We start from the raw sequence: 20,145 nt of genomic DNA on the forward strand, positions 1-20,145 counted from the left end.
CTTCCTGATACTGTAGATCCGACGTTTCGAGAATCACTAGGTGGTTTTCTGGAACGTCGGATTTTTCATGCCGTTACTGGTCTAAAACTCCTGTGCGAGATTAATGTAGAAGCCGGTGTTGCCCTGCCGGTTGATGGCTCCACTGAATCGTAGTACGAGATTGTAATAGGTAACGAGGTCGAAGCTTAGGCCGGTACCGATCAGGAGTTGGTTGGCCAGCCGACTTTGGTACTGCTCGGCAACGGTACTCCCCACATACCCCGCATCGGCGAAGGCTGTGATGTAGGCAGCGATGGGCAGTGTGTTGAATTGGCGAATCTTCAGCCAGTTGAGTTGCTTCACGGTGTCGAATAGCTGATAGCGTAGGCTGCTCCGGGCCACAACCGACTGCTGTCCGTCAATAACGTACAGTTCGTAGCCCCGGACGTTATCGCTCGAACTACCGATACCGCGCAGGTTAGCATACGGCTGGCGGTTCGGCCAGGTGGTGCGGGCACGCAGGTTGGCAGCTCCATACACTTTTTTGCCCATCGGCCAGTAGCGGCTTACCGACGCGGTCAGATCCAGAAACCGAAAGTCGTCGGCGGGCAGCAGTCCGGATGCACCGACGTAGCCGTTGAACAGGGTTCCCCGCAGCGGATAGGCCACGTTGTCGCGTCGGTCGTAACGGTAGCTGTACGCCAGCGATGAGTAGTGCTGCTCCGTCCGGCCATCCAGGAAATAATTGGGGTTTAGCCGGGCAACCGTATCCGCCACGGTGTTGCGATTGTAGCGCATCTCAACGCTGTGGTAGTGGTACAGGCCGTGCCGGTTAGTCAGTATCAGCGTTCCCCATAGCCGGGTCCGCAGCGTCTGGTCGGCCCGGACATAAAGCCATTTGTCGGCCAGGGTTGTGTACGGGATGTCGTTGTTCGTCTGATACGCCATGTCGACGCGCAGACCGATTCGCTGCGCCTTGTCGATGTAGGGTCGGGCGTACGACACCACAGTACGCTGCCAGAACCCCCGAATCACTTCCACCTGCAGGCGGTCGTTCGAGCCCGTTACGTTGCGGTAACTGAGTCGCCCGCCGTAGATCGTTCGGCGCAGGTCGCGGCCCCGGTCATACCACCACTCGTTCAGGTTCCGGTCGGCGATGTCGAACACGGGATACGCAATCAGATACCAACGCTCTTTCAACTGAACGGTCAGATCGAGTTGCGGGAGCTGCGCCGTATCGACAGGATTCGTCTGCTGCGTAACCAGATCGACTGTGATGAACAGGTTGGTATTGTTGATGTTCCGACGGTCCCAGGTCAGCCGACCACGCAGGTCCGACAGGCGAACGGTATCGCCGGGGTGCAGCGTCATCTCGCGGTAGATGATCCGGTCGCGGGTTTTTACATTGCCCACCAACGTCACCGACCGTATGACCACTGATCGCGACGAATCGACGACCGCTGTTGTATCACTTACGGCGGCTGAAACAGACCGGGTCAGGCTCAGTAGTAACAGCAGTAGACTACTCGGTCCTAGTATCCAACTATAGGTCATTCCAGGTAGCGCCCGTTGTTAAAAAAATAGGATAACAATATCTCCGTATCCTGCAAATCCATTCGTATCATTGTTTCCCTTTCCACTGCAAATGTCGCAGTATTTCTACCGCATAACCTATGAAACAAAAACCCCGCCTGACTTTCTGGCAGATCTGGAACATGAGTTTCGGATTTTTAGGTATTCAGTACGGATTTGGCCTTCAACAGGCCAACATGAGCCCAATTTTCCGGTATTTAAACGCCGACGAAGCAAACATTCCGATTTTATGGCTCGCTGGTCCGGTCACGGGTCTACTGGTCCAGCCAATCATCGGTTCCATCAGCGACCGAACGTGGTCGCCCCGCTGGGGTCGGCGGAAGCCCTTCTTTCTGATCGGTGCCATCGTCACCAGTTTTGCGCTGTTCCTGATGCCCAATTCATCGGCGCTGTGGATGGCCGCCAGCCTGATGTGGATTCTCGACACTGGTCTGAACATCACGCAGGAACCGTTCCGGGCATTTATCGGCGACAAACTAAGCGATGAACAACGCGGACTGGGCTTCGCCATGCAGAGCTTCTTTGTGGGCTTCGGTCAGACGGTGGCGAACCTGATGCCGACGATTTTCCGCCTGCTGGGTATTACGACAACGGCGGCCGTGGCGACAAACGTTATCCCCGACAGCATTAAATTTCCGTTCTACATCGGTGGCGCTGCCGTCATCCTGGCTGTTCTCTGGACAATATACACAACCGACGAATATCCACCCGACGATATGGCGGAGTTCGAGCGTATGAAACGACAGAGCAGCGGTATTGGCGGAGCCCTCACCGAGATCGCCCACGCTTTCCGCGACATGCCGTCGACGATGAAACAGCTGTGGTGGGTAAAGTTTTTTACCTGGTTTGGTCTGCCCCTGATGTGGCAGTACCTGACGCTGGCCGTTGCTCGGCATGCCTTCAACGCGCCCACCGCACAGTCGCCGGGCTTTCAGGAGGGTACGGAGTGGGGGAATCTTTGCTTCGCCGTTTTCAACATCGGCTGCTTCGGCGTGTCGTTTTTTCTGCCCGCAGTGGCCACCAAGATTGGTCGGCGCGGTACCCACGCCTTGTTTCTGACGCTGGGCGGACTGGGGTTCCTGTCGATGCTGCTGTCGAACGACAAATACGCGTTCCTGATCGGGATGGTCTTCGTCGGGCTGGCCTGGGCGTCGATCCTGTCAATGCCGTACGTACTGCTGTCAAGCTCGGTACCGGCCGAACGAATGGGCGTTTACATGGGTATCTTCAACGGGTTTATCGTGATTCCGCAGATCATCAACAACCTGTCGATCAGCTACATTTATCCGCTATTGGGTAACGATCCGCGTAATGCGCTGGCGCTGGCGGGTGTCTGCCTGTTGCTGGCAGCCGGTGCCTGCTTCCTGGTAAAAGAAAACCGGACCAGTCAGGTTGCGGCCTTTCCGATGGGCGCGGGCGGGCACTAAACCTGGCCTTTGCCATTTCACAAAACCATCGTTCTTTGCATCCGGCTGTTCATCATGGCCGGATGTTTTTATAATCAGTAACCTATGAACGTATTTTCCAGTCAGGAACCCTTCGCCATGATTGCCGTCGGCGAACTGCTGGTCGATCTAATCGGCCAATCTATCACCACCAACCTACTCGATGCGAATGAGTTTCGTCGGCTTCAGGGCGGTAGTCCGGCGAATATGGCCGCCAACATGGCCCGGCTGGGCAACCGGTCGGCGCTGGTAGCCTGTGTCGGCACCGACAATCTGGGACGGTTTCTGACGACGCAGGTAGCGGCAGCGGGGGTTGAAACGGGCTTCGTTCAGCAGGACAGCCGCGAACCGACCAGCCTTGTGGTCGTGTCGCGAACGAAGGGAACGCCTGACTTCATCGCATACCGCAATGCCGACCGGATGTTGCAGCCCGACCATTTGCCAGACTCGCTGTTAAGTCAAAGCCGTATTTTTCACACAACCTGTTTTGCCCTTAGTCAGGAACCGGCCCAGCGCACGATTGTCGATGCCGCCCGACGAGCCCATGCATTGGGGTGTCAGATCAGTATCGACGCCAACTATGCCCCCAGTATCTGGCCCGACCGCGAGCAGGCCTGGCAGATTCTGGCTGACTATTGTTCGGCTAAAGCGCTGGTCAAACTAAGTGAAGACGATGCCGCCCGACTCTACGGCATCCGTTCGGGTGATGCCTTACCGTCGCACGAAGCGATTATCGACAAATTTCACCAGATGGGGGCTGAACTCGTCTGTCTGACACTGGGTGCCGACGGTAGCCTGGTCTCGTCGGCAGGTGGTGCCAAGCAGGTCCGGGTGCTGGGCCAACCGGTCGAGGTTGTCGACGCGACGGGAGCCGGGGATGCCTATTGGGCGGGCTTCCTGACGGCTTACCTCGACGGTCAGACCCCGGAAGTCTGCGCGCGCGCGGGGGCTAAACTGGCCCAGCTAAAACTCGAACGATCCGGCCCGCTCCCCGATCAGGTCGATCGTTCGCTGTTGTATTAAGTCTTGAACCGCCGGGCGGCCCCGTGTGATTTTTGTGATGGATGTGATCGCACTGATTCTAAAAAATCATAGCCTATCAGTGTAATCACAAAAATCACAGTTCGAGACAAACCTATTTTCTCAACGTATCCTCCAGCTCCTTCGGGGCTACGACGGGGTGCTTGTAGCTGCGGACGAGGAAGTAAATACCGAGCAGTACGGCGGGAATACTGAGCAGTTGCCCGATGTTGAGCGCCATCGTCGCTTCTTTCGCGACCTGATTTTCTTTGACGTATTCGAACAGGAAACGTAGCGTGAAAATCCAGATCAGGAACATACCCAGCATACTACCACGGGGTGTTTTCTCCTTGTGGCGGTTCCAGAACCAAAGTAGCACGCAGAAAATAATCAGACACGACAGCGATTCGTACAGCTGAGCCGGGTGACGCGGTACGATGTGCAACACTTCTGGTCCGGGGATGTCGCGGTAATCCGCTCTGGGGAACACAACCCCCCACGGCAGATCGGTAGGGCGACCGATAATTTCGGAGTTGACGAAGTTGCCCAAACGAATGAAGGCACCAGCCAGCGCAACCACGATGACGATCCGGTCGGTTACCCACAGAAACGTCTGGTTGGTCGCGATGCTTTCTTTGCGACGCGAATACAGCCACAAAGCCAGCAGAATACCAATCGTCGCGCCGTGGCTGGCCAGGCCGGCGAATGGTGGGGTAATTACCGTCAGTGGATGGTTGATGAGCACTTCTGGCTCGTAGAAAAGAAAATGACCGAGCCGGGCACCAACGATTGTCGACACGACCATATAAATCAGCAGCGAATCGGTATCGGAGACGGGCTTGCGCTCGACTTTAAAGATGTAGGTCATGATCTGCATACCGATCAGGAAACCCATTGCGAAAAGCAGCCCGTACCAGCGAACCGAAAAGGCGCCAATGTGAAAAATTTCGGGATCAGGCTCCCAAATCAAATAATGCAGCATGAGGTTTGTCCGTGTAAGCCCGTTGCGTTCAGCGGGTAGAAGGCAAAGATACAGATTGCGGGAAAGTTTTTGACCATTTTGGTGTTTACCCCAACGTGATGAAATCAGTGGTTATCGGACTCGTACGCGCGTATCAGGCGATGCTCTCCCCGTACCTACCCAACGCCTGCCGGTACACGCCAACCTGCTCGCAGTACATGATCGAAGCGGTGCGGAAACACGGCGCGTGGCGGGGTGGTCGCATGGGCCTGAAACGTATCAGCCGCTGTCACCCCTGGGGTGGCCACGGTTATGACCCGGTACCTTGAGCGGTTTACGGTTGTCAGTTCACCGTTCGCGACAACCGATGCACAACTCCTGCTGCTCTTCACCCACATACCATAAAACGTATACTGAAAACCGAAAACCATACAGTAATGCTTGGAATTTCTGCCGACAATAAACTCAAACGCCTGATCGTCGTGGGCGATCGGGTGCTGATCAAACCAAAAGATGCCGCCGATCGCACAACGAGTGGCCTCTACCTACCCCCGACCGTACAGGAAAAAGAACAGGTGCAGTCGGGCTATGTTATCAAAGTAGGGCCGGGCTATCCCATCCCGACCCCATCGGACGATGAGCCGTGGAAAGAATTGGAAGAGTCTGTGAAATACATGCCGTTGCAGGCACAGGAAGGTGACCTTGCGCTGTACTTACAACGGAACGCCATCGATCTGCAATACGAAGGTGAACAGTATGTGATTGTGCCACAAGGCTCTATTCTGCTGCTGGAACGATCGGAGGATTTAGATTAGCGAACCTCGTTTCAAACAGCTTCCCAGCTGTTTGGTGCCAAAAATCAAGCAGCTAGGCAACCACTTCGGCGGGCCAACGTTCGAGAAAAACCATGCGAAACTGGCTTATTATATTCCCGCTGGTCCTGTTCGGCAGTCTTGCACTGGCGCAGCCGAAACCGTTGAAAACCCTGTTGCGCGAAAAACGGGACAATCGCCGGATATTGCTGTTTTACGGGACACCATCCGGCGGGCTGACCGAACAACAGCGCAAATTACAGGCTGCCCAGGCTGAACTTGACGACCGCGACATGGACGTAATCACGCTTGATGCTTCCTCGATCACTATCGTTGACCGGCAGTTTCTGGAGCAGACGTACAAACTCAATCCCAACGTGGGTTTTACAGGCTGGCTGATTGGCAAAGACGGGGGCGTCAAAGAAACGTACCGGCATCCCGTCGACCCGGCGCAGTTGTTTGGCCTGGTCGACAAGATGCCGATGCGAAAGATCGAGATGCGGAGAAAGCAGTAATCAGCTTTTCTTCTGCTTTTGCGCCAGAGCCCGCTTACCGGCAATGCTATCGATAGCGGCAACCAGCCGGTCGAGGTCTTTGGGCGTGTGGTAGATGTGTGGGGTTACGCGGATACCGTGAATGTTTTCCCAGTCGATACCGACCGTGTGAATTTTATGCTGATTCATCAATTGGCCGTCGATCTCACCGGGCTTCATTCCGTCGATGGAGAACAAAGCAACCGCACCGGCGTGTTCGGGCTTGAACGACGTATGCAGCTTTACACCGGGTATATCTTTCACGCGCTCCATCCAGTAGTTTTTCAGGTAATGCGCCCGGGCAAATTTCCGCGCCGACCCGATGCTGTTGTGAAAGTCAACCGCCGTACCGATGGCCATTTCCGATGCGAAGGACCGTGTGCCCAGACTTTCAAACTTGCGAATGTCAGTCCCGTCGGGCTCGTTGTTCGATAAGAGCGCCCAAACGTTTTTGATCTTCGGCTGACGGATGTAGAGCATACCGCTGCCGAAAGGCGCACACAGCCATTTGTGCAGGCTGGTGGCATAATAATCCGCGCCGAGGTCAGGAATTTTGAAATCGAACAGAGCAAAGGAGTGGGCTCCGTCGGCAATGACTTCGATGCCCCGTTTGTGCGCTTCGTCGGCAATTTTCCGCACGGGTAACACCTGCCCTACCCAGTTGACCAGGTGCGTGACGTGTACCACCTTCGTACGGGGCGTAAACGCCTTGACAAACTGTTCGGTAATCGCGTCGTCGTTCTCGCTGGGCAGATCCAGATTCAGATACACCAACTTGATACCATCCCGCTTTTCGCGCTGCTTCCAGGCGTTAAGCATGTTGGGATAATCCTGCTTTGTTAGCACGACTTCATCACCCGGCTTCAGATTCAGCCCAAAAATTACGGTGTTAAGTCCTTCCGTCGCATTGCGGTTGATCGCTAGTTCCTCGGCCGAACAGCCTGCCAGATCGGCCAGTTTTTCGCGTAGTGCTTCGCGGCCCTGATCCAGAATCCGCCACATGTAGTAAGAGGGCGCTTCATTGGCATACTGATAGAACCGGATGTGCGCATCCTGTACGACCTTGGGCTGCGGACACACGCCACCGTTGTTAAGATTGAGCAGATTAGGCGATACGGTATATTCCGATTTCACCCACGCCCAGAAGTCTTCATCAGTGGCCCATGCTGCCGCCGATTTCAATCCAGCGTCGGTGCCGGTAAGGGGATGTGCAAATGAATCGGGAAGAAACGTAGGGAGTGTCAAGGCGCTGGTAGCGGCCACCGCTGTCTGGCGGAAGAAGGATCGACGGGTTGTCATAGTCAGAAACAGGAAAGGTTGTCAAGTAGATACGTTAGTAAAACTAATCGTTTTCTACTTTTCTGAACTATGATAGTCTTGAACTGTAATAGTCTTGAACTGTGATTCGTCTGATTGTGGTGATTACGCTGATTCAGGGAAGAAAATCATAGTCTATCAATGTAATCAAATAAATCATAGTTCAAGACAAGATTACTGCCCGGAGAAGCGGCCGTTTTCGGTGATACCTTTCCAGCGATCCGTCCGGAAAGGCACGGCGGGAAAACCGGCCTTGTTGTAAAGATTGACGTCGCCATTGTCATCAGCCCAGCCGTAGCGGACAGCCACGGGCGTCGCGACAGCATCGGCGCGCACGATCACGCTGTCGCCCCGGATTTCGGCTTTGGCGTAGTGAAACTGCTGGTCAGCGCCGGCTACTTCAAATCCGCGTACGTAGCCATACCGGTCTTTTGTCATCAGACCATCGGGGGCATTTTTAAATATCAGCACCGCCTGCCCGTTGCTGACGGTCATCTTGTCGAACATCGGCCCGCGCGACTCGGCGGCATTCTTACCAGTTGAATCATACGCAACCCGCATGGCTTCGGCAGCGAGCCGTAGGCCTACATCCTGCTTGTTTTTCGGGTGAATGTCGTGCGACTCACCGATATCCGACGTAACGGCCATTCCGGTGGCGGGCAGGCTCAACGTCATCGTCTGTGCTTCCCGGAGTTCCGCCCAGCCACTACCCTTCTGACTGTTTCCGCCAGTCGCATCGAAGCTGGCTAGTTGAACGAACAGAAAGGGAAAGTCACCTTCGCCCCAGCGCTGCCGCCAATCCTGAATCATGGCCGGAAACGCCCGCCGGTACTGATACGACCGCCCCGCATTCGACTCCCCTTGGTACCAGATTACGCCCTGGATGGCATACGGAATCAACGGTTGCAACATGGCATTGAACAACTGCGTCGGATAAGAGTTGGGGCCTGGTTTATACGACCACGGACTAATTTCCGACACCCGGTATTGCCACTGCCCGGCCAATGGAATTTCATCGTTCGGACCAACCAGTTTAAGCTGATCAGCCGCACCGACAATGCCGCCAGCTCCGCCCGTGTCTTCCACCCGAACAGCTATTACATTCCGACCTGTCTTAAGCAACCCCGATGGCAAGGCATACTCACGCTTATTCATACCCCGCTTTGTCCCAACCAGTTGGCCATTCACGAATGTCGAATCATTGTCGTCAATCGATCCTATCACCAGCGTCATGCTGTCAGGCGATTGCCCCTCGGGAATCAGCACTTCACGCCGGAACCAGACCACGCCGTCGATGTTGGGTAAGCCACTCCATTGCCAGTCGCCGGGCACGTTCATCGATTTCCACTGACTGGTATTCAGCCCCGGATCGGGAAAAGCGCGCTGCTCGGCGGCCGTTGGCATGCCTCCCTGTTGCGTCTGCATGAGTGCTTCTGTACGCTCTTTACCGCTTTTGATAACTTCTTCGGTGTTGGCCGGTAGCTTCTCGACCATGTAGCGTAGCGTGCTGTCGCGGGCCAGCGCTTCACGGCTCGTCCAGGTCTCGGAATGGGTACCGCCCCACGACGTGTTTACCAGTCCGACCGGTACGTTCAGTTCTTTTTGCAGCTTCCGGGCGAAGAAGTAACCCACGGCCGTGAACTGCGCTGCCGTTGCCGGACTGCACACGGCCCATTCACCGGCAATGTCGTCTTTCGGCGTCAGGCTCAGGTCTTTCTTTACCAGCAACTGACGAATCGTCGGATAATTGGCCTGTCGAACCTCTTCTTTACCATTGGTTGCGGCTACCAGTGGCCATTCCATATTCGACTGTCCCGAGCATACCCATACTTCGCCTAGCAACACGTCGCTGAACGTCACGGTGTTGCTTTTGCCGGCGACAGTCATCTGATATGGTCCACCTGCTTCCATGGGATCGAGCCGAAGGCGCCACGTACCGTCTTTACCGGTTTTCACCGTTTTTGTCTGTCCGTTCAGCGCGATAGTGATTCGCTCGCCAGGACTAGCCCAGCCCCAGACAGGTACTGGTTTTCGGCGCTGCAATACCATATGATCGCCAAACACGTGCGGCATCCGAACGGCTGCCAGACTCATCGACGCGGTCAGCAATACCAGCGCCAGCACATAGCCAGATAAACGGTTCATAGAGACAAGTAACGTATACAAAACGACAAAAAGCGACAGCAGGTCGCGTCTACTCCCTGCGGTCGCTTTCACAAACGAATTATGCTTTTCTACCTGTCCAATCGACTACCGGGGCTTTTCAGTACGCTGCGCAACGGCTGACGAATGGCCACACTGTACCGGAGGGTCAGCCCATAGGTCATTCCCGAGCCAATACCTTTCAACTGCGCATATTGGGCGGGTTGACCAGTCGTACTGTAGGTCAGATCAGTATTGATCGAGCTACCTAGTCCTAACAGTTTACGCGCTGAAATACCCAGATCGACGTGGTTGCTCAGGCGGATGTTGTATTCGGCTCCTAACTCGGCAATGACCGTCGGAACCGTGCTCAGCTGCGTCTGACCGGCCAGTCGCAACGTGTCGATTTTTTCGCGGGTAGGGTATGTGTAATCGGCGATCGACAGTTGCCCCCGACTGCCGCCCTTACCGGGAACCAGCCAGGCACCCGCCGTTAGCCAGAACCCCGACCGTCGCCAGGGGCCACTGGTAGAAAAGAGCATGCGCTTACCCCGAACCACAAAATTGTGCTGATCGCTCGTGTATTGAAACAGATCGGCACCGCGTCGCCGGTCGACCTGTAGACTGGTGTGCGCGGGCGACTGAACATAGCCAGCTTCGACGGCCCATTTTTCTTTGTAGGACCAGCCCAGCATGAGCCCCCAGCCCGGTTTGACGACCCGCTTTGCTTCGATCATGCCGCCCATAGGATTGTCAAGCACGGCCTTGTCACTCCGAACGAAGCCCGTTAGAGCGACATACCAGCGGTCTTTTACGTAAGCCCCACCGTAGCGCGTCAGCACGCGATCGTACAGCATTTGGTTTCGATCCGGCAACCGGTAATAATCACTACTGTGCTGCCCCAGCGAGGGAAACGTAGCGAAGCCAATAAGAAGAAATACCAGGTAAAGTTTATGCATGGGCTTTGGACCAATTGGCGTCATGAGCCTGAATGACTCTGTAAACTACCGACAAACGGTCGCGTAAAGCGAGGTTAGTTACTTAAATCGGCCAGTACCATTTCTTCACCTGCTCGCCACCTACTCGACCGCTAGTACAACCCGGATAACCATTTGTCTGTTAGCGAATTACGAAATTTTTTTTGGATTAGCCGTTTTTTGTCGTGTCAACGGGCAAAAAATAATCGTTGACAACCCATTCGTACCCTAACCAGACAAAAAATCCCTTTCTGTTGGGCACCACCAACGGAAAGGGATTCGTCTGCTAGAATTACCTAGTCAGCTTACATGCCGTGCTTCATCACCGGCACCGAAACGGTTGCGTTGTCCCAGGCAATAGCAATGCTGTTGTTGGCTGGTGTAATGGTCAGTTTTTCCATCGGCGTCTTGTTCATCGACACGGGTACTTTCACCATTGCCACGTCGTTGCCTTTGATTTTTTCGTAATCGTAAGCACCCCATTGACCCAGCGTACTGTTCAGAATAACATCCCACTCTTTGGCGTTGGGAATGGTAAACATCGTGTAGGTACCAGCTTTCACCATTTTCCCACCGAACATGACGTCGTTCTTAAAGGTAACCTCCGTTGCTTCGTTAGCTCCGGTCCGCCATACTTTTCCATACTTCTCCAGTCCGTTATCGCCGAAGATCACCCGGCCCCGCTTCGACGGCTGACCGTACACGACCTTGATATTTTTATCAGGACTTTCGGCCGTAACCTTCGGGCTCATGGGTGGCTTTTTGTCCTGTGCCTGCGCCAGTGAAACAAGCGCCAGGAAGAGCGTAAAGAAAACAGCAAGTTTTTTCATGATCAGATGAATTGGTTTGATTTGGTCGTACTGTATACGACGAATGGTAAACGTTGGTTTTTGGTCAACAGTTTATAGTAAGCCCAAAACATGATACTTTTACTTAACGAGCTGTAGGCTTATCATGCCTGGAAGGAAGATATGAGTTAAAAAACGCCTTGCCTGTCAGGCACCTTCTTTCTTCTTACATCTTTCTTCTTACGTCTTTCTTCTACCTGACCTCTTTCATCTACTAAGCGCTAACACGCCCCCATAAATATGGCACCAACCTATTTCAGCAAACGCAATCTGCACTTTCTGCTCCACGAAGTCTTTCGGGCCGAAGAACTGGCCAGATACCCGTATTTCAGTGCACACGACCGCGAAACAATCAACCTAGCGCTCGACTCGGCAACGTACATTGCTGACACGCTTATGTACCCCTACCTGAAAGACGTCGACCGGAATCAGCCGGAACTAAAAAACGGGCAGGTAACGGTACACCCGAAAATCCGGGAGTTTTTGAAAGCGATGGGCGACGCCGGGCTGATCGGTGCTGGTTTCTCCTTCGATCACGGCGGACAGCAGCTTCCCGAAATGGTCAGTTCAGCCATCACGTTTATTCTGATGGCGGCCAATAATGGCATGATGTACGCCGGTCTGACCTCGGGAGCCGCTCACTTGATTACATCATTTGGGTCGCCGGCGCTGATCGATTCATATGTGCCCAACATGCTGGACGGCACGTGGCAGGGAACGATGGCCCTGACCGAACCACAAGCCGGCTCGTCACTGTCTGACGTCACCACCTCAGCGACGCCCCTACCCGACGGCTCGTATAAAATCAGCGGGCAGAAAGTGTTTATCTCCGCCGGTGATCACGACGCAGCCGACAACATTATTCACCTGATGCTGGCTCGTATCAATGGCGCGCCCAGCGGCACCAAAGGCATCTCGCTATTTGTCGTACCGAAACACCGGCCGGACGGACAGGGTGGCTTTGTCGACAACGACGTGCAGTCGACGGGCGTATACCACAAGCTGGGGCAGAAGGGCGTACCAGCTATGCACCTGACGATGGGGTCCAACGACAATACGATCGGCTACCTGCTTGGCGAACCGCATCAGGGCCTGCGGTACATGTTCCAGATGATGAACGAAGCGCGCATCGGCGTCGGCATGACCGCTGCTGCCATCGCTACCGCAGCCTACTACGCAGCCCTGCAATACGCCCGCGAACGACCCCAAAGCCGCCGGTTGAACGAGAAAAACCGGCTCGACGCGCCCCAGACGCCAATCATCAATCACCCCGACGTTCGGCGAATGCTGTTGTTTCAGAAATCCGTAACCGAAGGGTCACTGTCGCTACTATTGGAAGCGGCCCGTTTGTACGATATTAGTGAAGCGGCTGAAGGGCAGGAGAAAGAAGACGCCTTCCTGCTGCTCGATCTGCTGATGCCGGTCGCCAAGTCGTTTCCTTCCGAAATGGGCGTTCAGTCGGTCAGTCAGAGTTTGCAGACGTTTGGCGGCTACGGCTTTACGGAAGATTTCCCGGTCGAACAGTTGTACCGCGACATTCGTATTACACCCATTTACGAAGGCACGACAGGTATTCAGGCGCAGGATCTGCTGGGCCGGAAGATCACGCAGAAAGGCGGCAAAGGCCCGCAACTGCTATTTGCCGAGATGAGCAAAACGATCCGGGAAGCCAGCACCCACGACGAGCTGAAACCCTACGCCCAGCAACTCGGCACCGAACTGAAGCGTACGCAGGACGTTGTCGAGAGCCTGATGCCGCACGCGCTGAATGGCGACACCGAGCGGTACCTGGCCGACGCGACGCTGTTTCTGGAGCTGTTCGGTATCGTCGTCGTGGCGTGGCAGTGGCTGAAGCAGAGCGTCGTTGCTAAACAGGCGATGCTAACGCAGAATCCGCAGGGCGACGAGCTGGCTTTTTACGAAGGCAAGCTGCACACGATGAAGTTTTACTTCCACTACGAAGTGCCCAAAACACTTGGTCTCGCGGTCCGATTGAAAGACCCTGAAGTACTGACCATCGTGACGGAGAAGGAACTGGCACTGTAACGGAAGACGAAAGGGTGACGATAAACACTGGCCAGGTTTACCGTCACCCTCATTAAATATTGACAAGTAAAAATATAATTTTTACGATATAGCGAACCGTAGTATTACGTAAGCCCTTCGAAACCTGTACCTTCGTCCACTGAGTCATCTGCGTCCCGTTCAATGCCGCTGATTGTTCCGTCGACGTACCAGCCACCGGCTTTGCTGTGGACTGGTCACCTGCAAACCATCGTTCCTTCACTATTTCGGAAGGTGTCGGTTGCCTACGTCCGCGAACGCATCGACACACCCGACGACGACTTTCTGGACCTCGACTGGGTTTGCCCGCCAACTACCAGGCCACCGGCAGAACGGCAACTGGTAATCCTGTCACACGGACTGGAGGGGAGTTCTGGAAGCACCTACCTCGCCGGTATGGCGCGCCACCTGAGTCAGAACGGGTTCGATTGTCTAGCCTGGCATTACCGCTCGTGCGGGGGCGACCTCAACCGGCAACAGCGGTTCTACCACCTCGGCGACACCGATGACCTGCACTTCATCATCACCCACGCGCGTGCTAAAGGTTACGCGTCGATGCACCTGATCGGTTTTTCGGCCGGTGGCAGCATCACGCTCAAATACCTTGGCGAACGCGGCTCAGCCCTCGACCCGGCCGTTCGGCGGGCCGTCGCGTTCTCGGTACCGCTCGACCTGATTGGCTCGTCGGACCGACTGGAGCAGTGGGACAGCCTGATTTATAACCGCCGGTTTAGCCGGTCGCTCAACGCTAAAGTAGCGCGCAAAGCGGCTGTAATGCCGGGCGTCTTTCCACTCGATGCGGTGTTACAATCGCGCCGGGTGCGGCAGTTCGACGAGGTATTTACCGCCCCGATGAACGGCTTTCGCGATGCCACCGACTATTACACCCGCAGCAGTTCGCTGCAATACATACCCAACATTGCCGTTCCAACGCTGCTGGTCAACGCCCGGAACGACCCGTTTCTGTCGCCGACCTGCTTCCCGGAGTCGATGGCACGGGAACTGGCCAACGTCTGGATGGAGTTTCCCGAGCAGGGTGGTCATTGCGGCTTCCCGGCCAAAACGGGCGGTATCAACGGTATGTACTGGTCGGAACGGCGGGCACTGGAATTTTTGACACAAACCGTCGACTGAGTACGATCGGCGGACAATTTAGTAGCGAACAGTTATCGGCCCGCCTGTGAAGCCGGGTTTATCTATATGCTTACCAAGACACCAGAACAGACGTTTTTCGTCATCGATTTCGACAGCACCTTCACGAAAGTCGAGGCCCTCGACGTGCTGGGCGAAATTTCACTCGTTGGCCGGCCCGACCGCGACGACGCCCTCAATCAGATCAAGACCATTACCGATCGGGGTATGGCGGGTGAGTTGTCGTTCACCGAGTCGCTCGAACTGCGCCTGAAACTGTTGCGCGCGCACCGCGATCAACTGCCGGCGCTGATCGAAGCCCTGATGGGTAAAATCTCGGATTCGTTTCAGCGGAACCGGGAATTTCTGGTCGAGAATGCCGAGCATATCTACATTGTCTCGAACGGGTTCCGCGAGTTCATTGTACCAGTCGTAGCCTCGCTGGGCATTAAGGCCGATCACGTGCTGGCCAATACGTTTGTTTACGACGAAGCGGGTAACATTGTCGATTTCGACCGGAGCAACCCACTGTCGGCCAACGGCGGTAAGCCACAGGTAATTCGGGGGCTAGCGCTCGATGGCGACGTTTACGTCATCGGCGATGGGTATACCGATTACGAGATTCGGGAGTCGGGTGCAGCCGCTCGTTTCTACGCCTTCACCGAAAACGTTCTGCGGCCACGCGTGGTCGAAAAAGCAGATTTCACGGCCCCTTCGCTCGACGAATTTCTGTACCACAACAACCTGAGCCGGAGCCAGTCGTACCCCAAAAGCCGGATCAAAGTTTTGCTGCTGGAGAACGTTCACCCGGTGGCCGTACAGCTGTTCGAACAGGAAGGCTTCAACGTTGAGATTCGCAAAGGCGCGCTGGACGAAGACGAACTGATCGAAGCCATCCGCGACGTGTCGATTCTGGGAATTCGCTCGAAAACCAACGTCACGGCCCGCGTACTCGAACACGCCAACAAGCTGATGACCATCGGTGCGTTCTGCATTGGTACGAATCAGATCGACCTAACGGCCTGCACCGAGCGTGGGGTAGCCGTCTTCAACGCGCCGTACAGCAACACCCGCTCGGTGGTCGAACTGGCCATCGGTGAAATTATCATGCTGATCCGGGGCATCGTACCGAAAAGCAATTCGATGCACAAGGGTGAGTGGGACAAGTCGGCCAAGAACAGCTACGAAGTGCGCGGCAAGAAGCTGGGCCTGGTGGGCTACGGCAACATCGGCACGCAGTTGTCGGTAGTCGCCGAAGCCCTCGGCATGGAAGTTTATTTCTACGACATCGTTGATAAGCTGGCGCTGGGGAACACCCGCAAGTGCAAAACGCTGGACGAACTGCTGGCGGTTTCCGACATCATCAGCCTACACACCGACGGACGGAAGGAAAACAAAAACCTGATCGGCGAACGCGAGTTCGGCCTGATGAAACAGGGTGTTATCTTCCTGAACCTGTCGCGCGGACACATCGTCGATATTCCGGCGCTAGTCAACGCCATCAAGCAGGGTAAAGTTATCGGTACGGGCGTCGACGTATTCCCGGAAGAACCAAAAACCAACAACGAAGAGTTTATCAGTGCGCTTCGGGACTTACCAAACGTGATTCTGACGCCACACATTGGTGGCAGCACCGAGGAAGCGCAGGCAAACATCGGCAATTTCGTACCCGCCAAGCTGCTCGAATACATCAACAACGGCAGTACCTACGGCAGTGTCAACTTCCCCGAATTGCAGTTACCGCTGCTGAAAAACTCGCACCGACTGCTCCACATCCACGCCAATGTGCCGGGTATCCTGGCGAAAATGAACAACATCTTCGCCAAGTATCACATCAATATTCATGGTCAGTATCTGAAAACCAACGAGCAGATCGGTTACGTCATCACCGACGTCGCCAAAGAATACGCCGACGAGGTTGTGCAGGAACTGAAAGGCATCGACAACACGATCAAGTTCAGACTACTTTATTAATGTTGACTGATTGAGTGATAGAATGATTGAATAGGCTGACGCACGCCACCATTCAATCATTCTGTCACTCAATCAGTCAACCAATACAACCTATGAAAAACACCTACTTCACGCCGGGGCCGGCCGAATTGTATCCGACGTTTCAGCAACACATGCAGACCGCTTTCGATCGGCAGCTCGGGTCGATTTCGCACCGCAGTCAGGCGTTTCGGGACATCTACAAATTCACCGACGAACAACTGCGGACGCTGCTGAATATTCCGAAGACGCACGCGATTTTCTTCACAGGTTCGGCATCGGAAGTATGGGAACGGCTGCTGTTCAACTGCGTCGAGCACGAGAGTTTTCACCTGGTGAATGGGTCGTTTTCGCAGAAGTTCTACGATTATGCCGGCTCGCTGCGGAAGTTTGCGCACAAGATGGAGAAGCCGTTCGGCGAAGGCTTCGATGCTGCTGAAATCGACGTACCTGAATACGCAGAACTGGTGTGTATGACGCATAACGAGACCTCCTCGGGGGTACAGATGCGCGTCGCCGACATGCACAAGCTAAAGAAAAAATACCCGAAGAAGCTGTTTTGCGTTGATATGGTCTCGTCGGCCCCCTACCCCGACCTCGACTATACGCTCATCGATTCGGCGTTCTTCTCGGTGCAGAAGGCTTTCGGGATGCCCGCTGGCCTGGGTGTCTGGATCGTCAATCAGACCTGCCTGGAAAAAGCCACCCGCCTGCAACAGTACGAGAACCTGAGCATCGGGGCGCATCACACGCTGCCGACCCTGTGGAAACACTACAAAGACTTCGAAACGCCCGCCACGCCCAACGTACTCTACATTTACGCGCTGGGTAAAATCGCGGAAGATTTCAACCAGATCGGCATCGGTACGATTCGGAAACAAACCGAAGAGAAAGCCCGATTGCTCTACAAGTTTCTGGAGGAGTCTGATCTGTACAGTCCGTTCGTAACCGAAGAGCGACACCGCTCGCAAACCGTGATTGTGGCCGACACGAAAAAACCCTCGGCAGAAGTAATTGCCGAAGCCAAAACAGCCGGTATGATCGTTGGTAGCGGCTATGGCGCGCTGAAGAATTCGCAGATTCGCATTGCCAATTTTCCCGCCACATCGACTGAGCAGGTTCAGAAGCTCATCGTTCAGTTGCGGAACTCACGGTAATCAAAATATACTTTTTCCGGGCACCCGCTTGCTTCTACCAAGTTGCAGGCGGGTGCCTTTGCATTATTCCGGTTCCTCCCAATCGTATGAGCAAACCTTATTGTATTTAGCTGGTTAATAGCCTAGATCAATAATTGGCAATTACTAAAGGACTCAACACAATGAGAAAACTATTCACAACTACACTGCTGCTGACAGGCTTGTCTGTTGCAGCGCTGGCGCAAAACGATGCGGACTCTACGCGCCGGAAACCAATTATCAGCGACGAAACCAAGCAGGAAGCCCGTCAGGCGGCTACCGAAGCTAAAGAAAAGCTGGAGGATGCTGTCGATCAGTCGCTCAGCTACCAGCAGCGGAATCAGCTCAACTGGTTTCAGCCGGGCAGCCTCTTCGCGGGTGGTGGCGTCGGGTTCGGCGCGACCGACGGTAAGGTGTATGTCGATGTGAACACTCGCCTGGGTTATTTTTTCCAGCCCGGCTTTGCTGCGGGTGTTCGTTATGATTACGATCGGTTAGTCGGTAATCAGTACAGCGCAAGACAGTTTGGCCTGTTTGCACGCTACTATCCATTCCGCACCCGAATCAGTAGCTTTGTGGGTGCCAGCCTGAACTCAGGTCGTGAGTTTTCCGAAAATATTCCGGCCGGTACGAAAGCTAAATATACCAGCGTTGGCCTGGAACTGGGCGTAATGGCCTGGATTCTGCGCCGACTAGGTGCCGAACTTAGCTATGAGGGTAGCTTCTATAACAAGATCGATCCGACGGTAGGCCGTGGCAAAGGCGGTCGGCTGAAATTCGGTGTTAACTACTACTTCGGCCGCGTCGGTCGTAGCGGTAAAGTGACGCTGAATCGTTAACGTAGCCTATTATATACCCAAAAGAGGGCATTCTGAAATAGATTTCGGAATGCCCTCTTTTTATTTCTTAATCAATTGATTGACAATAACTTACAAGACAATACAAGTAACAAACAGGGACTTATTTCTCCGGTGATTTCGTTGTGTATATAGGCCGGCAAACGGGCCATTCTCAACGATATGATAGCTGATTCAACATCTCAACGTCTTCCCCAGCCACTGCTGCGTTCACCGCGTTTGTGGATGCCGAAACGAGTAGTCTTCACGCCCGATGCGCTGAACGAACCGTTCGGACAGGCGATCTACGAGCGGGTAACGGCGCTTGACCTGCCAGTCGACATCGCTAAAGGAAACCGTATTACCGGCCTGCGTGGGGCCGACGAACGCGAGACCTACCGCATCGCCAAAAACACACTGGCAATCGTCAACGCACCGCCGAGTGCCTTTCGGCTGCAACCCATTCCCCCATCAGCCGACTGGCAAATGAATCTGGCCGAAGGGTGTCCGGCTCACTGTCAGTACTGCTATCTGGCGGGTAGCCTGACTGGTCCGCCGGTTGTACGGGCGTATGCTAATCTGCCCAAGATGCTGGCCAACACGGCCACGTACGAGGGAACGTATCCGCCCAACAAAAGCTGGCAAAGCACCGATACCAACCGCCCGACAACGTTCGAGGTAAGCTGCTACACCGACGTTCTCGGCATCGAGCACCTGACGGGTAGCCTGGCCGAGTGTATCCAACACTTCGGTACACGCAAACATGGCCAGCTCCGGTTCGTCACTAAATATGATCAGGTCGACAGTTTGCTCGATCTGCCCCATAACGGACAGACCCGCGCCCGCTTCAGTCTGAACGCCGATTCGATTGCCCGTCGGCTGGAAGGCGGTACCGCGTCGTTGGAAGCGCGGTTGCAGGCGTTGCGTAAGCTGGCTTTGCCGCGCGAGCGGGGTGGTGGGAGCTACCCCATCGGACTGGTCATTGCGCCGATCATGCCCATCCCCGATTGGCGCGCGCACTACACCGCCTTGCTCGACCGCATTGCCGAGGTGATCGACTTCCCGGCTGATATGAACGTCGAGTTTATCAGTCACCGCTTTACGCCCGGCTCCAAGGACGTGCTGCTTCAGTGGTATCCTAACACGTCGCTCGACATGGATGAGGAGACACGGGCCGAGAAGCGTAACAAGTTCGGCGGTACCAAGTACGTCTACCGCCCGGAGGAAATGCGCGAAATGAAAGCGTTCTTCTACGCCGAATGGCAGTCCCGCTTTCCGAATGCGCCGATTTTGTACTGGACGTAAGTTACCTGAGGTATA

Annotated in this window: 17 protein-coding genes; 11 read left to right on the forward strand and 6 right to left on the reverse strand. The window is 54.8% G+C overall.

The window, feature by feature from the left end:
* Positions 1-81 precede the first annotated feature (81 nt).
* Complete coding sequence (locus CLV58_RS18275) at positions 82-1,533, reverse strand: BamA/TamA family outer membrane protein (RefSeq protein WP_106139267.1); 1,452 nt, start codon at positions 1,531-1,533, stop codon at positions 82-84.
* Positions 1,534-1,652: 119 nt separating this feature from the next.
* Between CLV58_RS18275 and CLV58_RS18280 the strand changes: the two genes are divergently transcribed.
* Both CLV58_RS18280 and CLV58_RS18285 read left to right on the forward strand, forming a co-directional pair.
* Positions 1,653-2,999, forward strand: a complete 1,347-nt coding sequence (locus CLV58_RS18280) for an MFS transporter (RefSeq protein WP_106139268.1) — start codon at positions 1,653-1,655, stop codon at positions 2,997-2,999.
* Positions 3,000-3,083: 84 nt separating this feature from the next.
* Positions 3,084-4,040, forward strand: coding sequence for a carbohydrate kinase family protein (locus CLV58_RS18285; RefSeq protein WP_106139269.1), 957 nt, complete (start codon positions 3,084-3,086; stop codon positions 4,038-4,040).
* A gap of 112 nt (positions 4,041-4,152) precedes the next feature.
* Here CLV58_RS18285 and lgt read toward each other — a convergent pair whose 3' ends face one another.
* Complete coding sequence (gene lgt, locus CLV58_RS18290) at positions 4,153-5,019, reverse strand: prolipoprotein diacylglyceryl transferase (protein WP_106139270.1); 867 nt, start codon at positions 5,017-5,019, stop codon at positions 4,153-4,155.
* Positions 5,020-5,117: 98 nt separating this feature from the next.
* Here lgt and yidD point away from each other — a divergent pair, with 98 nt between their 5' ends.
* The 3 genes from yidD to CLV58_RS18305 all read left to right on the forward strand — a co-directional run bounded on the left by yidD (position 5,118) and on the right by CLV58_RS18305 (position 6,325).
* On the forward strand, positions 5,118-5,327 hold the full coding sequence (gene yidD / locus CLV58_RS18295; protein ID WP_106139271.1) for a membrane protein insertion efficiency factor YidD: 210 nt from the start codon (positions 5,118-5,120) through the stop codon (positions 5,325-5,327).
* A 108-nt stretch (positions 5,328-5,435) separates the two neighbouring features.
* Positions 5,436-5,813 (forward strand): co-chaperone GroES, encoded by a 378-nt coding sequence (locus CLV58_RS18300; RefSeq protein ID WP_106139272.1) that lies wholly within the window; start codon positions 5,436-5,438, stop codon positions 5,811-5,813.
* Between the two features lie 92 nt (positions 5,814-5,905).
* The gene (locus CLV58_RS18305; RefSeq protein ID WP_106139273.1) at positions 5,906-6,325 is read left to right on the forward strand and encodes a DUF4174 domain-containing protein; all 420 of its coding nucleotides are present in this window, start codon (positions 5,906-5,908) and stop codon (positions 6,323-6,325) included.
* On the opposite strand, the gene CLV58_RS18310 is transcribed toward CLV58_RS18305, so the two are convergent.
* The 4 genes from CLV58_RS18310 to CLV58_RS18325 form a co-directional block, all read right to left on the reverse strand.
* Complete coding sequence (locus tag CLV58_RS18310; protein ID WP_106139274.1) at positions 6,326-7,642, reverse strand: aminotransferase class V-fold PLP-dependent enzyme; 1,317 nt, start codon at positions 7,640-7,642, stop codon at positions 6,326-6,328.
* A gap of 192 nt (positions 7,643-7,834) precedes the next feature.
* A complete protein-coding gene (locus CLV58_RS18315; protein WP_106139275.1) occupies positions 7,835-9,805 on the reverse strand; it encodes a sialate O-acetylesterase in 1,971 nt (656 codons plus the stop codon).
* A gap of 89 nt (positions 9,806-9,894) precedes the next feature.
* A complete protein-coding gene (locus CLV58_RS18320; RefSeq protein WP_106139328.1) occupies positions 9,895-10,761 on the reverse strand; it encodes a hypothetical protein in 867 nt (288 codons plus the stop codon).
* 323 nt (positions 10,762-11,084) lie between these two features.
* Positions 11,085-11,609: a DUF2911 domain-containing protein gene (locus CLV58_RS18325; RefSeq protein WP_106139276.1), complete on the reverse strand. Its 525-nt coding sequence runs from the start codon at positions 11,607-11,609 to the stop codon at positions 11,085-11,087.
* Positions 11,610-11,867: 258 nt separating this feature from the next.
* Here CLV58_RS18325 and CLV58_RS18330 point away from each other — a divergent pair, with 258 nt between their 5' ends.
* The 6 genes from CLV58_RS18330 to CLV58_RS18355 all read left to right on the forward strand — a co-directional run bounded on the left by CLV58_RS18330 (position 11,868) and on the right by CLV58_RS18355 (position 20,130).
* Positions 11,868-13,673, forward strand: a complete 1,806-nt coding sequence (locus CLV58_RS18330; RefSeq protein ID WP_106139277.1) for an acyl-CoA dehydrogenase — start codon at positions 11,868-11,870, stop codon at positions 13,671-13,673.
* Between the two features lie 162 nt (positions 13,674-13,835).
* On the forward strand, positions 13,836-14,825 hold the full coding sequence (locus CLV58_RS18335) for a YheT family hydrolase (protein WP_106139278.1): 990 nt from the start codon (positions 13,836-13,838) through the stop codon (positions 14,823-14,825).
* Positions 14,826-14,891: 66 nt separating this feature from the next.
* The gene (gene serA, locus CLV58_RS18340; RefSeq protein ID WP_106139279.1) at positions 14,892-16,796 is read left to right on the forward strand and encodes a phosphoglycerate dehydrogenase; all 1,905 of its coding nucleotides are present in this window, start codon (positions 14,892-14,894) and stop codon (positions 16,794-16,796) included.
* Positions 16,797-16,888: 92 nt separating this feature from the next.
* The gene (locus CLV58_RS18345) at positions 16,889-17,971 is read left to right on the forward strand and encodes an aminotransferase class V-fold PLP-dependent enzyme (protein ID WP_106139280.1); all 1,083 of its coding nucleotides are present in this window, start codon (positions 16,889-16,891) and stop codon (positions 17,969-17,971) included.
* A gap of 161 nt (positions 17,972-18,132) precedes the next feature.
* Positions 18,133-18,828, forward strand: coding sequence for a hypothetical protein (locus CLV58_RS18350; protein ID WP_106139281.1), 696 nt, complete (start codon positions 18,133-18,135; stop codon positions 18,826-18,828).
* 243 nt (positions 18,829-19,071) lie between these two features.
* Positions 19,072-20,130, forward strand: a complete 1,059-nt coding sequence (locus CLV58_RS18355) for a spore photoproduct lyase family protein (RefSeq protein ID WP_106139282.1) — start codon at positions 19,072-19,074, stop codon at positions 20,128-20,130.
* The last annotated feature ends 15 nt before the right edge of the window (positions 20,131-20,145 follow it).

The sequence above is a fragment of the Spirosoma oryzae genome, assembly GCF_003002825.1.
In the GTDB taxonomy this organism is placed as follows: Bacteria; Bacteroidota; Bacteroidia; order Cytophagales; family Spirosomataceae; genus Spirosoma; species Spirosoma oryzae.

Excerpts from the sequence above, each read along its gene's own strand:
- CLV58_RS18275 (WP_106139267.1), bottom strand. The coding sequence starts at position 1,533 with ATGACCTATAGTTGGATACTAGGACCGAGTAGTCTACTGCTGTTACTA.
- CLV58_RS18280 (WP_106139268.1), top strand. The coding sequence starts at position 1,653 with ATGAAACAAAAACCCCGCCTGACTTTCTGGCAGATCTGGAACATGAGT.
- CLV58_RS18285 (WP_106139269.1), top strand. The coding sequence starts at position 3,084 with ATGAACGTATTTTCCAGTCAGGAACCCTTCGCCATGATTGCCGTCGGC.
- lgt (WP_106139270.1), bottom strand. The coding sequence starts at position 5,019 with ATGCTGCATTATTTGATTTGGGAGCCTGATCCCGAAATTTTTCACATT.
- yidD (WP_106139271.1), top strand. The coding sequence starts at position 5,118 with ATGAAATCAGTGGTTATCGGACTCGTACGCGCGTATCAGGCGATGCTC.
- CLV58_RS18300 (WP_106139272.1), top strand. The coding sequence starts at position 5,436 with ATGCTTGGAATTTCTGCCGACAATAAACTCAAACGCCTGATCGTCGTG.
- CLV58_RS18305 (WP_106139273.1), top strand. The coding sequence starts at position 5,906 with ATGCGAAACTGGCTTATTATATTCCCGCTGGTCCTGTTCGGCAGTCTT.
- CLV58_RS18310 (WP_106139274.1), bottom strand. The coding sequence starts at position 7,642 with ATGACAACCCGTCGATCCTTCTTCCGCCAGACAGCGGTGGCCGCTACC.
- CLV58_RS18315 (WP_106139275.1), bottom strand. The coding sequence starts at position 9,805 with ATGAACCGTTTATCTGGCTATGTGCTGGCGCTGGTATTGCTGACCGCG.
- CLV58_RS18320 (WP_106139328.1), bottom strand. The coding sequence starts at position 10,761 with ATGCATAAACTTTACCTGGTATTTCTTCTTATTGGCTTCGCTACGTTT.
- CLV58_RS18325 (WP_106139276.1), bottom strand. The coding sequence starts at position 11,609 with ATGAAAAAACTTGCTGTTTTCTTTACGCTCTTCCTGGCGCTTGTTTCA.
- CLV58_RS18330 (WP_106139277.1), top strand. The coding sequence starts at position 11,868 with ATGGCACCAACCTATTTCAGCAAACGCAATCTGCACTTTCTGCTCCAC.
- CLV58_RS18335 (WP_106139278.1), top strand. The coding sequence starts at position 13,836 with ATGCCGCTGATTGTTCCGTCGACGTACCAGCCACCGGCTTTGCTGTGG.
- serA (WP_106139279.1), top strand. The coding sequence starts at position 14,892 with ATGCTTACCAAGACACCAGAACAGACGTTTTTCGTCATCGATTTCGAC.
- CLV58_RS18345 (WP_106139280.1), top strand. The coding sequence starts at position 16,889 with ATGAAAAACACCTACTTCACGCCGGGGCCGGCCGAATTGTATCCGACG.
- CLV58_RS18350 (WP_106139281.1), top strand. The coding sequence starts at position 18,133 with ATGAGAAAACTATTCACAACTACACTGCTGCTGACAGGCTTGTCTGTT.
- CLV58_RS18355 (WP_106139282.1), top strand. The coding sequence starts at position 19,072 with ATGCCGAAACGAGTAGTCTTCACGCCCGATGCGCTGAACGAACCGTTC.